General features: G+C 41.5%; 18 protein-coding genes. 5 read left to right on the forward strand and 13 right to left on the reverse strand.

What is annotated here, in order from left to right:
- The coding region (locus EWV84_RS10765; protein WP_287078001.1) for a zinc ribbon domain-containing protein at positions 1 to 297 on the forward strand (297 nt) is incomplete at its 5' end.
- Positions 298 to 406: 109 nt separating this feature from the next.
- Here the strand turns inward: EWV84_RS10765 and EWV84_RS10770 are convergent.
- The 4 genes from EWV84_RS10770 to EWV84_RS10785 form a co-directional block, all read right to left on the reverse strand.
- Complete coding sequence (locus EWV84_RS10770) at positions 407 to 1,561, reverse strand: pyridoxal-phosphate-dependent aminotransferase family protein (RefSeq protein WP_287078002.1); 1,155 nt, start codon at positions 1,559 to 1,561, stop codon at positions 407 to 409.
- Positions 1,562 to 1,690: 129 nt separating this feature from the next.
- Entirely contained in the window at positions 1,691 to 1,825 is a 135-nt protein-coding gene (locus tag EWV84_RS10775; protein WP_287078003.1) for a hypothetical protein, read from the reverse strand.
- A gap of 18 nt (positions 1,826 to 1,843) precedes the next feature.
- Positions 1,844 to 2,734 (reverse strand): indole-3-glycerol phosphate synthase TrpC, encoded by an 891-nt coding sequence (gene trpC / locus EWV84_RS10780; RefSeq protein WP_287078004.1) that lies wholly within the window; start codon positions 2,732 to 2,734, stop codon positions 1,844 to 1,846.
- Between the two features lie 146 nt (positions 2,735 to 2,880).
- Positions 2,881 to 3,093 carry a hypothetical protein gene (locus tag EWV84_RS10785; RefSeq protein ID WP_287078005.1) on the reverse strand — a complete coding sequence of 71 codons (213 nt, stop codon included), beginning with the start codon at positions 3,091 to 3,093 and terminating at the stop codon, positions 2,881 to 2,883.
- 299 nt (positions 3,094 to 3,392) lie between these two features.
- Here EWV84_RS10785 and EWV84_RS10790 point away from each other — a divergent pair, with 299 nt between their 5' ends.
- Positions 3,393 to 4,007: a hypothetical protein gene (locus tag EWV84_RS10790; RefSeq protein WP_287078006.1), complete on the forward strand. Its 615-nt coding sequence runs from the start codon at positions 3,393 to 3,395 to the stop codon at positions 4,005 to 4,007.
- Between the two features lie 2 nt (positions 4,008 to 4,009).
- Positions 4,010 to 4,300, forward strand: a complete 291-nt coding sequence (locus EWV84_RS10795; protein WP_286824252.1) for a DUF3288 family protein — start codon at positions 4,010 to 4,012, stop codon at positions 4,298 to 4,300.
- A gap of 42 nt (positions 4,301 to 4,342) precedes the next feature.
- Here the strand turns inward: EWV84_RS10795 and EWV84_RS10800 are convergent, their stop codons facing one another.
- Positions 4,343 to 5,248 (reverse strand): Npun_R2821/Npun_R2822 family protein, encoded by a 906-nt coding sequence (locus tag EWV84_RS10800; protein ID WP_287078007.1) that lies wholly within the window; start codon positions 5,246 to 5,248, stop codon positions 4,343 to 4,345.
- A gap of 254 nt (positions 5,249 to 5,502) precedes the next feature.
- Positions 5,503 to 6,498: a glycosyltransferase gene (locus EWV84_RS10805; RefSeq protein WP_287078008.1), complete on the reverse strand. Its 996-nt coding sequence runs from the start codon at positions 6,496 to 6,498 to the stop codon at positions 5,503 to 5,505.
- Positions 6,499 to 6,936: 438 nt separating this feature from the next.
- On the opposite strand from EWV84_RS10805, the gene EWV84_RS10810 reads away from it, so the two are divergent.
- Together EWV84_RS10810 and EWV84_RS10815 are read left to right on the forward strand one after the other, a co-directional pair.
- Positions 6,937 to 7,245 (forward strand): type II toxin-antitoxin system HigB family toxin, encoded by a 309-nt coding sequence (locus tag EWV84_RS10810; protein ID WP_287078009.1) that lies wholly within the window; start codon positions 6,937 to 6,939, stop codon positions 7,243 to 7,245.
- A 225-nt stretch (positions 7,246 to 7,470) separates the two neighbouring features.
- The gene (locus EWV84_RS10815) at positions 7,471 to 7,866 is read left to right on the forward strand and encodes a helix-turn-helix domain-containing protein (protein WP_287078010.1); all 396 of its coding nucleotides are present in this window, start codon (positions 7,471 to 7,473) and stop codon (positions 7,864 to 7,866) included.
- 59 nt (positions 7,867 to 7,925) lie between these two features.
- On the opposite strand, the gene shc is transcribed toward EWV84_RS10815, so the two are convergent.
- The 7 genes from shc to EWV84_RS10850 form a co-directional block, all read right to left on the reverse strand.
- Entirely contained in the window at positions 7,926 to 9,833 is a 1,908-nt protein-coding gene (shc, locus tag EWV84_RS10820) for a squalene--hopene cyclase (protein WP_287078011.1), read from the reverse strand.
- 272 nt (positions 9,834 to 10,105) lie between these two features.
- Positions 10,106 to 10,477 carry a clan AA aspartic protease gene (locus tag EWV84_RS10825; RefSeq protein ID WP_286824258.1) on the reverse strand — a complete coding sequence of 124 codons (372 nt, stop codon included), beginning with the start codon at positions 10,475 to 10,477 and terminating at the stop codon, positions 10,106 to 10,108.
- Entirely contained in the window at positions 10,474 to 10,749 is a 276-nt protein-coding gene (locus EWV84_RS10830) for a hypothetical protein (protein WP_002753389.1), read from the reverse strand. The genes EWV84_RS10825 and EWV84_RS10830 overlap by 4 nt, the downstream gene beginning before the upstream one ends.
- A gap of 148 nt (positions 10,750 to 10,897) precedes the next feature.
- Positions 10,898 to 11,572, reverse strand: coding sequence for a hypothetical protein (locus tag EWV84_RS10835; protein WP_287078012.1), 675 nt, complete (start codon positions 11,570 to 11,572; stop codon positions 10,898 to 10,900).
- A 34-nt stretch (positions 11,573 to 11,606) separates the two neighbouring features.
- Complete coding sequence (locus EWV84_RS10840) at positions 11,607 to 12,032, reverse strand: hypothetical protein (protein WP_287078013.1); 426 nt, start codon at positions 12,030 to 12,032, stop codon at positions 11,607 to 11,609.
- Positions 12,032 to 15,862 (reverse strand): tetratricopeptide repeat protein, encoded by a 3,831-nt coding sequence (locus EWV84_RS10845; RefSeq protein WP_287078014.1) that lies wholly within the window; start codon positions 15,860 to 15,862, stop codon positions 12,032 to 12,034. Before EWV84_RS10845 ends, EWV84_RS10840 begins: the two co-directional genes overlap by 1 nt.
- The gene (locus EWV84_RS10850; protein WP_287078015.1) at positions 15,849 to 16,535 is read right to left on the reverse strand and encodes a hypothetical protein; all 687 of its coding nucleotides are present in this window, start codon (positions 16,533 to 16,535) and stop codon (positions 15,849 to 15,851) included. Before EWV84_RS10850 ends, EWV84_RS10845 begins: the two co-directional genes overlap by 14 nt.
- Positions 16,536 to 16,583 lie beyond the last annotated feature (48 nt).

The raw sequence follows: 16,583 nt of genomic DNA on the forward strand, positions 1-16,583 counted from the left end.
GCCTATAAATGCCGTTGGTATGGGAGAAATTACATCGAAATAGATAGATGGTTTCCTAGTTCTAAAAGGTGTAGTAATTGCGGGTATATTGCTGAGAAAATGCCGTTAAATGTTCGAGAATGGGATTGTCCAAGCTGTGGGACTCACCATGACCGAGATATTAACGCTAGTAAAAACATTTTGGCCGCAGGACTTGCGGTGTCAGTCTGTAGAGCGACCATAAGACCAGAACAGAGTAAAACTGGGGCGGCAGGTGCGAAACCCCGCAAGGGAAAGAAGCAGAAACCTAAATCGTGAGGTTTGGGAATCACCGTCCGTTTTACGGCGGTGAGGATGTCAAACTATAAAGTACATTTTCCCGCCAAAATCCCCCTCTCTGGGGAGAAGGGGAAAAGCAAACCCAAGATTAACCCTGTACCATGACAGAAGCAGCCGCAGCCACACCAGCACCGGGGGTGACACCTTCGACACCTAACTCAATTAAAGTCGCTTCAATGGCAGCGATAACTGTGAGGATATCCCGCTCACTAGCAAAACCTAAATGACCGATACGGAAGATTTTACCCTTGAGGTGATCCTGACCACCAGCGACAGCGATGTCGAACTTTTTATTGAGAGTCGAACGAATTTTTTCCGCATCCACCAGAGTGGGAGCCACCGCAGTAATCGCCGTGGAAGCGCAGGAATCCGCCGCGTAGAGGGGCAAATCCAGGGCGCGCATACCGGCCCGCGTCATCTGGGTTAAGCGTTGGTGACGGGCGAAAATTGCCGCTAATCCCTCCCTTCTCATCATTTGCAGAGAAGCTTGTAAACCGTACATCAGGTTAACTGGAGGGGTAAAGGGGGAACTATCCTCATCGGTGGCTTTTTTGTATTTGCCCAAATCTAGATAAAAACGGGGCAGTTTGGCGGTTTCGTAGGCTTTCCAAGCTTTTTGACTTACGGAAACAAAACCTAAACCGGGAGAAATCATATAACCTTTCTGGGAACCAGAACCGACCACATCTAAACCCCATTCATCGATGGGAATATGATAAGCTCCTAAACTGGTGACAGCATCGACGATAATTAAAGCTTCCCCGTGGTCTTTTACCGCTTTGTTAATGCTTTCCAAGTCATTGAGAACCCCGGTGGAAGTTTCCGAATGGGTGATAATTACCGCTTTGATGGCTTTTTCCTTGTCTTCGGTCAGTTTAGCCGTGAATGCCTCTGGATCTAGGGGTTTACCCCATTCTGCCTTAATGACATCCACATTTAAGCCGTATGCTTTCGCCACTTTCGCCCAACGTTCCCCAAATTTACCATTATCCCCCACCAAAACTCGATCGCCGGGGCTAAGAAAATTAATAATTCCCGCTTCCATGGCACCGGTTCCCGAAGCAGTTAGCATTAAAACATCGCCACTGGTTTGATGCAACCATTTAAGATTTTCGGTTAATTCGGCGATTACCTTGCTAAAAGCACCCGTCCGATGACCTATAGGTGCTTTAGCCATAGCCAATAATACCGCTTCCGGCACTGGTGTCGGGCCGGGAATCATCAACATATTTTTATTTTCCATGGTTCGTCCTCTCTCGTTGGGCTATATTCAAAAAGATAAAAAACCAAATCTCGATCGCATCAATTCTGAGGGGATGATTTAAGATTCGGCAAACTCTGATTATATCCCGGCAGATAGCCGTGTCAGGAGTCAGTATTCAGGAGATAGGGTGATAGGGTTTTGGGGTGATGGGGTTTTGGGGTGATAGGGTGATGAGATAGCTTCCCCATCTCCCCACTCCCCACTTCCCCACTTCCCCACTTCCCCACTTCCCCACTTCCCCACTTCCCCACTTCCTAACTCCTATTCCCGATTTTCAAAGAGTTTCTGGATACCGACGGCAGCATCGGGCAGTTTTACCAAAGATTCGCCGATTAGAACCGCATTTGCTCCCGCTTGCTTCACTTTCGCCAGATCTGCAGCTTGGTGTAATCCCGATTCGCTGACGATCAGAATACCTTTTTCTCGCACCTGTTCACCCCTGGCTTCTAGTAATTGGCGAGTATTGTCTAAATCGACTTTAAATGTCTCTAAATTGCGGTTATTGATGCCGATTAGTTCGATTCCCTCAATGGCTAACACTCGATCGAATTCGGCCAGACTATGCACCTCTACCAAAGCTGTCATCCCTAAACCCTTGACAATTTTGACAAAATATGCTAGGTCTTGATCGCTTAAAATAGCGGCAATTAAAAGGACAGCATCGGCTCCTTTAGAGCGAGCGTAGTAGATTTGATAGGGATAAAGGATAAATTCTTTGCATAATAGGGGCAAAGATACCGCTTGCCGGACGAGGGTAAGATTTTCGTAACTACCTTGAAAAAACTTACTATCGGTTAGGACTGATAAACAAGTGGCTCCCCCCTGTTCATAGGTACGGGCGATCGCTACAGGATCAAAATCTTGGCGGATAACTCCCTTGCTCGGGGAAGCTTTTTTCACTTCGGCAATCAAAGCGGGTTGGGTTTTCCCCTGTTTTAAGGCGGCTAAAAAGTCGCAAGGTGGCGCAGTATTGGCTATTTTTTGGCGTAATTCTAATAAAGGCAACCGTTCGCGCAATTTATCGACTTCCATCTCTTTATGCCAAACGATTTCTTCTAAAATATTTTGCGGTTGTGCCTCCGGCACTTTCACCACATAACTCAAACTCTCAACTTTGACGGCAGGATTGGGGTGTTTTCTTCGGATCTGCATTTTTTCACTGTCCAGAGTGTGAACAGTGATTAGTTTAACAGTGATTAGTTATCGGTAATTCAAATAGAGACGCAGTTAACCACGTCTCTACAGATATTTATCTATACTTGTGTGGATATTCCCAGTCTTCACCAATCTCCTCAAGGCTATTGCATAGCTTCGAGCGAACGTTCTAAAATCTTATCTTGGAGTTTTTCTTCTTCTTGACGATTTTCAGTTAATAAAACCCGTGCTTTCGCAGTTCCTGCCTCCCCTTCCCCCAAAAGCTCCTCTGTACGAGTTAAGACTTTTTCTTCGAGCATTCCCTCTGCTTGTCGTTCTTGGGTTAAATTAAGACGTGCTTTTTCTTGAATATTCATAAATTTATCCTTGCCACAGGTGCGATCAATTCCTACCTTTAGTCTGACACAAATTTAGTATTCCGTATCATTAACTACAGAAAAATTTAGAATCTTACTGGCGAAACTGAGATTTAGGTATTTATTCTCATTCCTTAAATGGACAGGGATCGATCGACCTAAAGCTATAAAATAAAACCTATGGAACAATTCCCCGGCGTAATCAAGCTTGTATATCGGGCGAATAATTATCGATTGCCTAAACCAAGAGATTTCTTGACACTATCCGATTCTATCGTAATATCCTATTTGCAGAGCTTATGACCAAAGGTAATTTAAACGATCTCATCCGTACAGAAGCTAATAAAGAGGTAGAATCCCAACCCTCTCCTTCTCCCAAACGTTCTAAGGAAACTAACGCCACCCTACAGGCAAAAATTAACGACTTGACGGCAGAATTAGAAAAAACCGAGAAAAATCAGCAAACTCTCCAAGAAACAGTTATTTCTCTGGAAGAAGAACTTAAAGAACATCTGGAACTCTCTGTCAGTTTACAGCAGTTACAACAACAGACCGAGCAGTTAGAATCTGTCCTCTCGGAAAAAACTACTTTGCTGGCACAATTATCGAGTCAATTAAGCAAGACAGAAACAGAACTGACTGATAAAAAACAGTTAATTGAAAAATTATCGAGTCAATTAAGCAAGACAGAAACAGAACTGACTGATAAAAAACAGTTAATTGAAAAATTATATAATCAAATTAAAACCCTAGAAAATAGTTCCACCCCCACCCCTGAACCGTCAGCAATTACCAAACTATTGCCTAAGAAACCCAGTCTTTATAACTTTGAAATGGCCACTTTAGCCCGTTATATTGCCCCCACTCCTACCCCCACAGAGTTAACGGATTCCGATATCGGTTGGTTCGATTAATTATGGCTAGTAAAAATCAAGAACAACAACATCCACAGGAAAGACTCGATCGCCCGATTGTTGATCAGCTACTGCAATCAGAACCCAATGATTTAAACTTAGCTGAATGCGCTCGTTTACGCATACGTTATCAAAACTTTCCGGGAGCAAGAGAAATCCAAAGAGATTTAGATTTAATCCTAGAAAAATGGCAGTTAGATGAAGTCAGTTTATGGGCAAAAACTCGACAACTGCACAGTCATGGACAAGTGTATCAAATTCGCCAAACCGAGGAGCAACAGGATTGGAGTTAAATTGCAGCAGTTATCTTAATGGTGCGAGAGGAAAAATCAAACCTATAATTTGATTTTATCTAATAATCTCTGAAAAGGATTTTTTGGTTTGCTTGCTGGCGGATCTGCGGGGGGATTAGGATCATCTAGATAACGATAATATTTCCAGATATCCCAGTAAGGACAACCCGGTTCAATGCGAATTCCTGCCCAATGTAAATATTTTAAGGGCTGATTTAATCTCGGATCGATTAAAATATTCCCCTGACGTTGAAAATGAGAACTTCCCCCCCAATTTCCCGCTTGACAACCCGGAGCGCGGACAATATTAAATCGATTGGGAACTCGTTTGAGAATGGTATAATTAATAATCGGTTGATCGGAGGTTTTTTGAGAAAAATCAAAGTATTCTGGATGAGCGGCACATTCTTGAAAAGCACTATATAATTCCTGTTCTGAGAAAAGATTCTTTTTACTAGCCCAAAAACCACCGTTAAACATTCCACTTAGATCATTTTCCGTGAAGATTCCTTGTTCTAAAACAATCGGATTAAAGACATCAGTAATCCCTTTTTTGTGTTGGTAATCACAGCAGAGAAAATCGTAGGTATCGAGGAAATTTAGATTATCTATTATTTTTTCAAAAACTACGATATCCGTATCGATATAAAGAAATTGATCTAGTTCTCCAAACCAACACACCTGCTTGCGAAATTGATTGGGACGAGCAAAGAATTTTTCTCCAAAAATATCATAGATTTTCTGTGCCAATTCTTCCACTAATTGCAGCTCTGGATAGAGAATAACGCCATATTTTTCGGACAATAAATCGGCAATTTTTTGATAATTATTGTCGTAGGGAATCAAGATGACGGTAGAATCGGGATCGTACAAACGAATACTATTCATTAATGCGATCGCCTGCTCGATAACTCGATCATTAGCGGTAATGTAAATTCCTCGCTTCATAAATGTCCTGGGGGTAAGAGTTAGAAATAATTATATAGCAGTTATCTTAATGGTGAAGTAGAAAGTTTTCCTTTTGGGGGGTCAGCCATCAGACTTCGGCGTGAGCTTTTGTCGAACGCTTTTTTCTCCCGATATCCCTGTTCAGTGATAACTGATCACTGATCACTGAATAGCCGATCGGTCTTTCTCTGTCAACTCTTAAGGAGTTGTGGGTTTCATTTTTGAATTGGCGAATAATTAAGGAAAGATCACTGCTACTTAAACAGTTTTTTCTTAAGTTTAGCGAGGGAACTCTGTATCCATAATTTTTTAAGTCGCAGGGGTTCTAAACCTTTTATATCAGCCGGATAGTGTTTTTTAATATCAAAGAAATCATTAATTTCTCTTAAAATTGTTTCAAAACGTGGTAGTAATTTTTCGGGATGATAATCATCGAGAAAATTAGCCGGTAAAGAATTAACGGGAAAATTACGGGCATAATTAAGAATACGTGACCGATCGTATTGACTGGAATAAGCCCCGATTTTTTGACAATTGAAACCGGGATCGAGATAATCGGCTAAGGCACTATTGACGCTAGAAAATACCGTACAACCACAGGCTAAAGCTTCCAGGGGCGGTAAGCCAAAACCCTCCGTTAAACTGTTTACAGCCCAATATTCAGCCGAATCGTAGAGATAAACCCGACTACGATTGAATAATCCCACTAAATCCTCCACATAGCTATCTAAAACCTTAACGCGACAGTGGGGACGGAGGGCGGGAACTAGACGATTGAGAAGATACTTTGAGGATTTGCGCCCCTGTACTAGGACATCGATATCTCTTTCTAAGCCTAAATTGAGAAATTCTGAGCCAATTTGATTAGGAAGATAGTAAATCAAAGCATTAGGAGCTTTTTCTCCCCAATAACCCATAGTATTACGGCTAACGGTGATAATTGGTATTTGGGAGGGTAAACGGAAGCCGTAACCTGTACTATGGGCATGATAAATGATATTATGCGATCGCAATCTTTGCACCAGTTTAGGAACATCAAAACCCCAGCTAACCACAAAAATACTGTCATCCGAGCTTATTTTCGCGAGTATATCCTCTAAAAAAGGATAATTTAACTCTTTTTGACGATAAGTCACAATCTGGGCGCTACAAATTTGACTAGCCAAATTGACGGTTTTCATTTCTGCCCACAGTCCACCTCCACCAAAAGGAGAAGTAGTACCGGGCAAAAGAAAATAGAGGTTTCTCATCAGGATAATAGAAGTTTTGGTTAAGCGGTAGTTTGGAGACTTGGCTATTCTATACTTAATTATTAAGCTGTGAGGTATCTAAAGGCAATAGTCGATCGGGCATAAGTGTAATTACTACTAAATAAATTTTTTAGCCTTGAGTCGGCTATCAAGAGACTTAGCTAGTTAATTACAAATTCTGCTAATTAATAAATATTAATAAACCGCAACCAGCTAGATAACTGGAATTTCACGGGCAAGCCATTAAGCCTTAAAAGTATTGCTATGCAAGGATCGTAGCCGAAAAAGCAAAACTACGGGTTTCCCTGTGGATGCGGTTTATCAGAGAAATTAAAATACTTGACTAGAGGCTTCGCAGTTTGCTATACTAGGAAGCAAGAACAAAACACAAAAGGGTAGGGGTCATGAAAATAAAACTTAAAAGATTAATAAAAAATTATGCATATTATTTCAAGAGCCACCTTAAGAAATTTTTGGGAAACTCATCCAGAGGCTCAGGCTGGTTTACGTTATTGGTACAAGCAAGTTAGTCAAGCAAAATGGCAAAGTTTCCAAGATATTCGTCAGGATTTTTCTTCGGCTGACTTAGTGGGTAATTTTATAGTATTCAACATTTGCGGCAACAACTATCGACTAATAACTTATGTTGATTTTCAACATAGAAATGTTTTCATTAGAAAAGTACTAACCCATGCTGAATATAATAAAAACCAATGGAAAAAAGATTCGTGGTTCAATAAATATTGATCTAAATCTCTGAATCTCCAAATAAGTAGGGAGGAAAAATTATTTGTAGGATGGGTTAGCGGTAGCGTAACATAATCGGGCGTTGGGTTTCATGCTTCAACCCAACCTACGTTCATCTTATATTTAATTCCACCCACCCACTTATGAAAACTATAAATTATTAACTAAAAATTTTGTATCTCCTTCAGTCACCCCTATTTAAACCATAAAATTAGAGTTATCTTTATGTTTGCCACTGATAAATACTTAGAATTATTAAAGCAATACCCTCCTCGTCCTATTCACAATGAGGAAGACTTAGAAATGATGCAGGAGGTTATTAATCGCCTTTTAGACAAACCCCAATTAACGGCAGAAGAAAGGGAATATCTAAATGTTTTAGGGGCTTTAATTTATGAGCATGAGGAAAATCAAGAGCCAATACCTGATATTTATGGACTTGAATTGTTGAAATTTATATTAGAGGAAAGAAACCTACAAAAGCAAGATTTGCTATCTATTTTTGAAAGCAAGTCAACCCTGGATGACATTCTTGATGGCCTACAAGAGTTAACTCCTATCTATATTCAAAAATTAGCCAATTTTTTAAATATATCTCCTGATTTATTTTTTCCTAGTTAGTCACAAAAATGCGCTAGACAGTTAGGCTTATTTCCTGTCTTAACGCATAGGTTAACAGACTAAATCAAAGCCCGATAACGCCCCAAAGCCAGTAGAGGAAAATACTGCTGATAGAAATGATATTTCAGGTAAAAATGACAGGGAAAACCTGTACCGGTAAAGTAATCTTCATCCCATGTACCATTTTCTTTTTGGGTAATAAGAAGATAATTAACGCCCTTTTCGATCACTTCTCGCTGATAATTGCCGGTGACTTTCCCGACGGCTAATAAACCGATTAATGCCCAAGCAGTTTGGGAAGCGGTACTATTTCCCTGTCCTTTAAATTTAGGGTTATTGTAACTAAAACAGGTTTCACCCCAACCACCATCAACATTTTGACAACTGCTTAACCAATTGGCTCCTTTTTGCAATTGATGGCGATATTTATTCGGTTCCAGAAAAGCCAAAGCAGATAATGCCCCACTGGTTCCATAAATATAATTTACACCCCAACGACCAAACCAACTACCATCAGCTTCCTGTTCTTTTTCCAGATAATCTAAAGCTTTTTTAACTCGATTTTCCTCCATTTTAACATCACAAGTGCCTAACATTTCTAGAACTCTGGCAGTAACATCAGCCGTATTAGGATCGATCATTGCTTTTAGATCGGCATAGGGCAAAGAATTAAGCCAGTTTTGATCGTTATCGATGTCAAAAGCTCCCCAACCACCAGCTTTACACTGCATAGTAGCCATCCAATTAACTGCCCGTTTCATCACGCTTTTTTTAATATTTTCATCGGGCATTTTAATTAACTCTAAAGCCATCACCACCACTGCCGAATCGTCTAAATCGGGATACCAGCGATTGTCAAATTCAAAAGCCCAACCGCCGGGGGTTCCGATTTTATTTTTAATCGCCCAATCGCCATAATCAAGAATTTGTTGATCGATTAACCATTGTCCCGCTTTAATCATAGCTGGATGAGCAGGATTTAGCCCGGATTCAATTAGCGATCGAATTACCCAAGCCGTATCCCAAACCGGCGAAACACAGGGCTGTACACAATAGGTATTATCTGTCTCAATGGCAAAATTATCCACCGCTTTTAAACCGCGGGCAACAATCGGATCGTAAACATCATAACCTAGGGCTTTTAAAGCTAATAGGGAATTTAACATCGCTGGGATAATTCCCCCCCAATCGCCTGTGTCTTCCTGTCGTTCAATTACCCATTTTTCCGCCGCTTTCAGACTTTCTTGACGGAAGGGAACTAAATCAGTTTTTTCTGCCCATTTAAACAGCCCATCTAACCACAGGAAAACATCCGCCCAATCGTTATTTTTTGGTAACTCATACTTGACATTATTCACCCCTTCTGTATAGAGTTCATCGAGATTAAAACCGATTTTATACACGGGTTTTTTGTCAAAAACAATTAATAAAGGAACCGTACTTCCCCGCGCCCAACTGGACATTTCATAGATAGTAAAAGGGAAATTTTCCGGCAGTAGCATAATCCAAGCGGGGATAGAGGGAACCCCCTGCCAATCGTAACAACCAATCAAAGCGAGGTGCATTTTGGTGAAAATGCGGGTTTTGCTGATGCCACCTTTAGCTAAGATAAATTCTCTAGCTTTTTCTAAAGCAAGATCATTAACGGGAATTCCCAATAGTCGCAGCCCCATGTAGGCTTCCACAGTGGTGCTAAGATCGCCACCATCCCCATAAAATAACTCCCAAGCGCCGTTAGGACACTGTTGCTGACGCAGATAGGTGGCTGCTTTGTCTAGGGGGCGATTTTTGTCAGTTTTCCAGATTTTGTGCAGTAAAATTGCTTCTGAGGTGATGGTGACATTAGATTCTAATTCTGCCCACCAGTAACCGTCAGAGTATTGGGTAGAAAGTAAATAATTTTGAGAAAGTTCGATCGCTTTCGCTGTTTTAGCGGCTATTTCGGTGATTTTGTCCTGAATCTGCATTTTTTTCCGTTCGACAACCTCTAGAGACCACCAGTACAAATAAGATAATCTTATTTACAAAGTTTTTAATAAGTAGCTAAAGAATGGGATTTTGTTCCCAAAGAATCCCGTAAAGGAATCTGCTTTGGTTGCCACCAGCAATTCTCATTTTAAGGTTTCATGACATTAAAACCCTTGCACCTAGAGGGGTTAAAATTCTTTAACGAATCTCTAGATCGCTGAAACAACGCAAAATCGTTTCAAAATGAGAATTACATTTTCTCAACCAGAGACTATGGCAAAGGTTTAATTGTCACTAATCCTCCAGCAAAACCCTGAATATTCAACTCATAGCCCTCAAGTAAACCCATGCCAACTAATGGATCTGTCTCTGACTCATTGATTTCAATAGATTTGATCTGACCATCCCAGATTACAGTTGCCTCAAATACGTTAAACATAAAGAGGCTTCCATCGCCCAAAATTCCTTCTTCTTGCATATACCACGTTAATCCTAGCTTGCTGATGATAGCAGAAGGTAAAGTGAGAAATCCAGTGTAACCAGTGTCAATAACTGCTTTAATCGCTTGCCTCTGGTGATTTTCCCCCAGCACCACGAATTGAATAACTGCTTCTCGGCGCGAATTGACGCTCCCCATCATCATGGCGACACACTGGGGGAACGAAAGCCAAAACGATGGACGGCACGATGCCCAATCCGAATACCGAATATCTGCGCGTCAGGAAAACGTATTAATAACTGTTTAGCTGCTTTCAGGCTATCGTCAGCTACTTCAAAAGCCCCTGTTTCAATATCTATAGCTACAATCCTGCCATAATTGCCCTCCTCGACTTGTGATCGTATCTGAGACTCGTAGATTTCGTGTCCACGTCGGGCAAATTCTTCTTTGCTATAGCGGGGTTGACGGATTAGCATGATTAGACTTTTCTTAGATCATTACCTTGTCTAGTATTGTAACTGACTAAAGGCTACTATGAAAAATTGCGTTTGTTCAAGCAAAAATAAGGCGTGTTACATTTCATTAACGCACCCTACAAGATCAGCGATCGCACTTAACCCTAGTTTATCTGCTTTTAGGAGGGAACAGAACTTCATTCACATAATCTTCGAGAGATTCCTCAATCTTCCGACTCATCCTTTCGTCCTGCCCAGAGTGCAGCCAGATTAAACCAATGGATCCTATAAGAACGAGCATTCCATATGTTGCAGATTCTGATCCAGTTCTTTCGATACTAGGTAAAGAATTAAAATAGTCATGGTATTTACCATATAATCCTAAAGTACGATCCTCAAGAAAATTAAAATACTCTGACCCTGAATGGACATAAAAATCTGATTCTTTGTTTATTAGAGAAAAAGTAATAAAGCACCCCAAGAATGAAGCCGCTACCAGAATAATTAAAATAGTTCGCTTTATTTTGAGAGAACAAGTCTCCCACTTCTGGTATGCATTAACTGCATCTATTAAACTTCTGAATTTTGAATCTTTTTCGTAGAGTTCTCCCACTCTAGGATAAACTTCTTTGTGACACAGTCCATATCTTAAATTAAGATTCCGAATAATCCGATATACATGAATAACAGGTGTTTGACCGTTGATTTTTGATACGGTTGTAAGAAATGTATTGAAGTTACCTTGGCTTTGTAAGTTGCCTGTCCCAATAGTCCCCTGCATTCCTCCCATACTGGAATTCTCAGAATTTTGCTCTAGTTTTGGCTCATTATTAGGGTTAGACATGACTTCATACTCAAAGTTTAGTTATAGTAAGGATCTAGCAAAAACCAAAGAAACCTTTAGCTAAACCTACCCAGCCCAGCAGTTTCCGAAATATAGGTTGAACTTTACCTAACAAGTTTGTCCCAGATTCAACCGCTTTACCAGCATCCTCAAAAACTTCGGCAACTCGTTTTAAGTTGCCCCCAACTAATTGTTTGTCAGTTTCTTCCTCTTCTACTTCATGAATGACTGATTCAAGACGGCTTTCTGCTTTCTTCTTAAAGCTTTCTGGCATTAATGAATCCCTAACAATTTCTTTAAGCTGATCAAGTAACTCACGAACCTCCTCCTTAGATAAACCTTGTGGCTGAGATGTTTGAGAATGCATAACCTGCTGGGTATTGTCTCCAATCGATGCTTGCATTCCACCAGACATACTGCCAGTATTTGATTGAGAAATTCCACCACTTTGGCTTGACATCAGAAGTCCTCTCTAAGATTTCTAGCTAACGGCTTATTATGCCGCGTCGCCTCTAATATATCGGTTTTAGGCATAGCTAATTTATCCATTCGATCAGCCTCTGAGCTTGTATCTGTTCCTTGTCGCAAGCGTGCCAGAAGTTTCTGAGTATTCAAGGTATCTGGATGGTTTTCCCCCAAAATTCGTTCACGAATTGCCAATGCTCTTGTGAGCAAAGCTTCTGCCTCCGATAATCGATTTTGGTGATAATAGAGATCTGCCAAATTATTTAGACTCATTGCAGTAGCTGGATGATCTGTGCCTAATAGCTGTTCCCTAATCATTAGGGATCTTAGCAACAATGGCTCAGCTTCACCATGGCGTCCCATGGCAAGATACAACTCTGCCAAGTTATTCAGGCTACTAGCGGTACTAGGGTGATCACTCCCCAACTGGGCTTCATAAATCTGAAGTGCTCGTAACAACAATGGCTCAGCTTCACCATAGCGTCCCATGGCAAGATACAACTCTGCCAGGTTATTCAGGCTACTAGCGGTACTAGGGTGATCACTCCCCAACTGGGTTTCATAAATCTGAAGTGCTCGTAATAACAATGGCTTTGCTTCACCATAGCGTCCTTGAACCTGATAAAGATAAGCAAGATTATTCAAACTAGTTGCTACATCAGGATGCTCTGCACCTAACTGTTGCTCTCGAACTGCAAGTGATCGCGCATACAAAGCTTCTGCCCCACTATAGCTCCCTTGCTCATAGTAAAGTGCGGCTAAATTATTGAGGATAGTAGCAGTTATAGGATGGTCACTTCCCAACAGTTGTTCACTGATAGAGAGCGATCTTAACAACAGCGGCTCTGCTTCGGCGTAGCGCCCTTGTAATTTGTAGAGTTCTGCTAAATTATTCAAACTAGTTGACACGGCAGGATGGTCTACCCCTAACTGCTGCTCATAGATGGCAAGCGATCGCACATACAACGGTTCTGCCTCCCCATAGCGCCCCATCGACCGATACAGTTCTGCCAGATTATTCAGACTGAGAGCGGTATAGGGATGCTCCGCGCCCAACTGCTGCTCATAGATGGCAAGCGATCGCACATACAACGGTTCTGCCTCCCCATAGCGCCCCATCGCCTGGTACAATTCAGCTAAATTATTCAAACCTTGAGCGGTATCGGGATGGTCTGTCCCTAACTGCTGCTCTCGAATGGCCAGCGATCGCACATACAACGGTTCTGCCTCCCCATAGCGCCCCATCGACCGATACAATTCTGCCAGATTATTCAGGCTTTGGGCGGTATCGGGATGCTCCGCGCCCAACTGCTGCTCATAGATGGCAAGCGATCGCAGATATAAGGGTTCCGCTTCGCTGTAGCGTCCCTGTAATTGATAAAGATAGGCAAGATTATTTAAGCTAGTTGCAATATAGGGATGATCAGAACCTAATCGAGTTTCTGCTATGTGAAGACATTGTTCCAGCCAAGGTAATGCTTGCTCATAGGCTGCTTGTCCCTGATAAAATCGAGAAATCCCAATGTAAGGAATAATCAAATCATCGTCTGTCAGCCAAGTTTCCAGAGTTGTAGCTGCTTCGGCAATGTGAGGAATGACAGGAGCGATTGTCTGAATTAATTGGCGAGTAGGAATTGAAGGAATTTGTTTGGCTACTGCTACCATTTCTCGGCAAAAAGCCTGCTTCATCGACACTTCCTTGGGCATCTGTTCTAGCTTAGCTACAAAGAACTCTCGAATCAGAGGGTGTATCTGATAGGTTTGCTCAATCATTCGTCGCAGCAAATTCAGATTAATTAATTCATCCCTCAAATCCTCTAATGTTTCTGCATCTGATTCTGTGCCTGATTCTGATATACACGCTTCTACTAATTCCCAAGGAATCGGTGTCAAGGCAAACAAACTGAGCCATCCCGCCAACTGCTGTGCCGACTCACTTAACTCGTGCCAACTTAACTCAAATGCTGCTGCTATGCTTAGATTGGCAGTCATTCCAACTTCAGGTCGTGCTAAGGCTTTTGCTGCCAATTTTTGTCTTTGTAGCCGATCTAACAAACTTGTCACCGAGAGATCTCGTCTGCTTGCTAAATATCGTGCCGCCAATTCCAAAGCTAGCGGTAAATAACCCAGCCATGCACACAATGCTTGTGCATCCTCCAATTGATAGTTAATTCGCTCATCGCCAACGATAGAGCGTAGAAACTCCAAAGCTGCACTATCTGGTAATACGTCCAAAAATACCTGATTCACTGATGCTCCCAACCGCAATCTCGTTGTTAGCAAAACTTTGAATCGTAGATCTGTTGGTGGCAAGAAAGATTTAATAGAACTGAAGTCAGTAACATCATCGAAGATGACTAAAACTTCTCCTTGATGCCAGTGCCACCAGCACCATATGACCTTCGCGACTAAATCTAGATCTTCTGGTGGTTCTAAATCCAGGTAGCTCCTTGCAAATGCTAAAATTTGCATTCCTATATCTTGATGCGCTCTTACCCAGCAAATACCACCGGAATAAGTTCCATCACCTAAATGTTTTAGTGCATATTGCAATGCTAATTCGGTCTTTCCAATACCTCCCATTCCGGCAATAGCAGAAATCGCTATGCGATCACTGCGTTGAAGCTGTTCATGCAACTGTGCCAACTCAGCTTCTCGCCCAATAAATCGAGGAGTTCCACTATAGGGCAGATTATTTGGGATACTTAACGATTTCTGTTGAAGAATGGAGTTTGCTTCTGCATAGCGTCCCTGTAGTACATAGCTGACTGATAAGTTGTGGAGTGTGTTTGCTACAGAAGGGTGATTAGACCCCAACTGCTGCTCTAATATTGTCAGTGCTTGTTGAAGAATTGGTTCTGCTTCTACATAATTTCCTTTTAATTCGTAGATATACCCCAGCCAGGATAAGTTTTTCGCTAAATCAACAATTATTCCCAGAGCTTCCTGTACTCTAGTAGCTTTCTGAAACCACTCGATTGCCTGTTCTATTGTTGCCTGTGATGCTTCAATTTCATCTGGTTTCACTCGACTTGCATAAGCCCGTCCTAACTGTGAATACAGGGTTCCTAACAGCGGATCGTTTCCTTGTTGTTGATCAGTTTGATTAATTAATTGCTGTAAATCTTCTAGTGGAATTGAGTCATACTCAATAATCTCTGGCGGCAAAGGTCTTTTGTATACCGAACTAAGTAAATTTCTGTTGGGAGATCCACCAAAGTTAAGAGTAACGTTATCTTCAACTTGTATAATTGGAGCATTTAGGTTACTTACTTGAAGCCCCTGACCACCAAAGACCTGTTGTACATTTTGTCCATTTAGCACTGATTGAAACCTAAATACATCCTTACGCCAACTCCAAAAATCAGGAGCCTTACGACTTAGTTCTGTGAGTAGTGGATTGGTCAACCATAAAATAATCGGATAAGGATATTCCCGTAGGCTTTCTCTTGTCCACTGCAAGTAACCAAAAAATATTTCCTTCTCTGACCGTTCTTCTCCTAATCTGCGAGACAATAAACGATCTGCCCCTGTGACAGTTATCACAGTTCTACCACCTGACTGCAAATATGAGTCATTCTTCACTACCTCAGCAATTGCCTCGCGTAAACTCGGTTCCTTCCGTGATAACGTCACTTGGTAAGGACGAATTCTTGGCTGAAGTTCCGCCTCATATCTTTGGATAATCTCATCCCGCAATTGTGGCTCATCGCACACAGCCAGCAGCAAACTTAGCACCTCATCACTGGCTTCTACTGCCACAATCAGGTCATCATATACCTTTTCATTGTCTTCGCCCAGGTCGAGCGACTTAACTGTTGGCATTGATCAGTCCTTTGCGGTCTAATAGATCCATCACAATTGGATGCACATCGTACCAAACTTCGCTATTGCGATACTCTAATACATCCAAACCATGAAGCAAATCTAGGAAAGCTTGCTCTTTAGGATCTTCTGGCAGAAACTTCTCGTAAGTTTCCTTGAGAATCGTGTAATCTGTCTTACCCAGAGTAGTTTCAAAGTCAAGCCGGAGATCCTTAATTGCTTCGTCTAATACAACAGAAGTAACTTTAAAATCAGTTTGCTCAGGAGTACGTCGAATTTCCCGTAAACAAATTCGACAGCATCGATTGGAAATCCGCATCAATTCTCGCAAAACGCCTCCACTGTGGAGCACCATCTGCCTTGCGACATCTGGTTCTAAAATTTTCTTAGGAATGCGTTTGTGCAAGACCTTACACAAAACTTCAATGGCATCATCTTGGTAAGTAGGATTTGGCTTGCGACGCTCTCCTTTTGCTAAAAGCTTTGAGACTGGCATAATCACAATTTGATCATCAGCCTCTGTCCGCAAAGTTGCAGATAGGGAAATATCTCGTAGGGAAGAGATAGGAATCGTGTAAATAATACTGAATCCTGGTAAAAATAAAGGCTCTTCGGTAATTGTTATGCAAATAATTAACTTAAAATAAAATTCGATGAGAGTACCTACGCTCAAAAATAGCTGAAACCCATACAGGCAAAAATTTTAGGCACAAACAGGTTA

It is taken from the genome of Microcystis sp. M_QC_C_20170808_M3Col (genome assembly GCF_007095505.1).
Taxonomy (GTDB): Bacteria; Cyanobacteriota; Cyanobacteriia; order Cyanobacteriales; family Microcystaceae; genus Microcystis.

What these genes read in the sequence shown, in the direction of transcription:
- EWV84_RS10770 (WP_287078002.1), bottom strand. Translation starts at nt 1,561, where the DNA reads ATGGAAAATAAAAATATGTTGATGATTCCCGGCCCGACACCAGTGCCG.
- trpC (WP_287078004.1), bottom strand. Translation starts at nt 2,734, where the DNA reads ATGCAGATCCGAAGAAAACACCCCAATCCTGCCGTCAAAGTTGAGAGT.
- EWV84_RS10785 (WP_287078005.1), bottom strand. Translation starts at nt 3,093, where the DNA reads ATGAATATTCAAGAAAAAGCACGTCTTAATTTAACCCAAGAACGACAA.
- EWV84_RS10790 (WP_287078006.1), top strand. Translation starts at nt 3,393, where the DNA reads ATGACCAAAGGTAATTTAAACGATCTCATCCGTACAGAAGCTAATAAA.
- EWV84_RS10795 (WP_286824252.1), top strand. Translation starts at nt 4,010, where the DNA reads ATGGCTAGTAAAAATCAAGAACAACAACATCCACAGGAAAGACTCGAT.
- EWV84_RS10800 (WP_287078007.1), bottom strand. Translation starts at nt 5,248, where the DNA reads ATGAAGCGAGGAATTTACATTACCGCTAATGATCGAGTTATCGAGCAG.
- EWV84_RS10805 (WP_287078008.1), bottom strand. Translation starts at nt 6,498, where the DNA reads ATGAGAAACCTCTATTTTCTTTTGCCCGGTACTACTTCTCCTTTTGGT.
- EWV84_RS10810 (WP_287078009.1), top strand. Translation starts at nt 6,937, where the DNA reads ATGCATATTATTTCAAGAGCCACCTTAAGAAATTTTTGGGAAACTCAT.
- EWV84_RS10815 (WP_287078010.1), top strand. Translation starts at nt 7,471, where the DNA reads ATGTTTGCCACTGATAAATACTTAGAATTATTAAAGCAATACCCTCCT.
- shc (WP_287078011.1), bottom strand. Translation starts at nt 9,833, where the DNA reads ATGCAGATTCAGGACAAAATCACCGAAATAGCCGCTAAAACAGCGAAA.
- EWV84_RS10825 (WP_286824258.1), bottom strand. Translation starts at nt 10,477, where the DNA reads ATGATGATGGGGAGCGTCAATTCGCGCCGAGAAGCAGTTATTCAATTC.
- EWV84_RS10830 (WP_002753389.1), bottom strand. Translation starts at nt 10,749, where the DNA reads ATGCTAATCCGTCAACCCCGCTATAGCAAAGAAGAATTTGCCCGACGT.
- EWV84_RS10835 (WP_287078012.1), bottom strand. Translation starts at nt 11,572, where the DNA reads ATGTCTAACCCTAATAATGAGCCAAAACTAGAGCAAAATTCTGAGAAT.
- EWV84_RS10840 (WP_287078013.1), bottom strand. Translation starts at nt 12,032, where the DNA reads ATGTCAAGCCAAAGTGGTGGAATTTCTCAATCAAATACTGGCAGTATG.
- EWV84_RS10845 (WP_287078014.1), bottom strand. Translation starts at nt 15,862, where the DNA reads ATGCCAACAGTTAAGTCGCTCGACCTGGGCGAAGACAATGAAAAGGTA.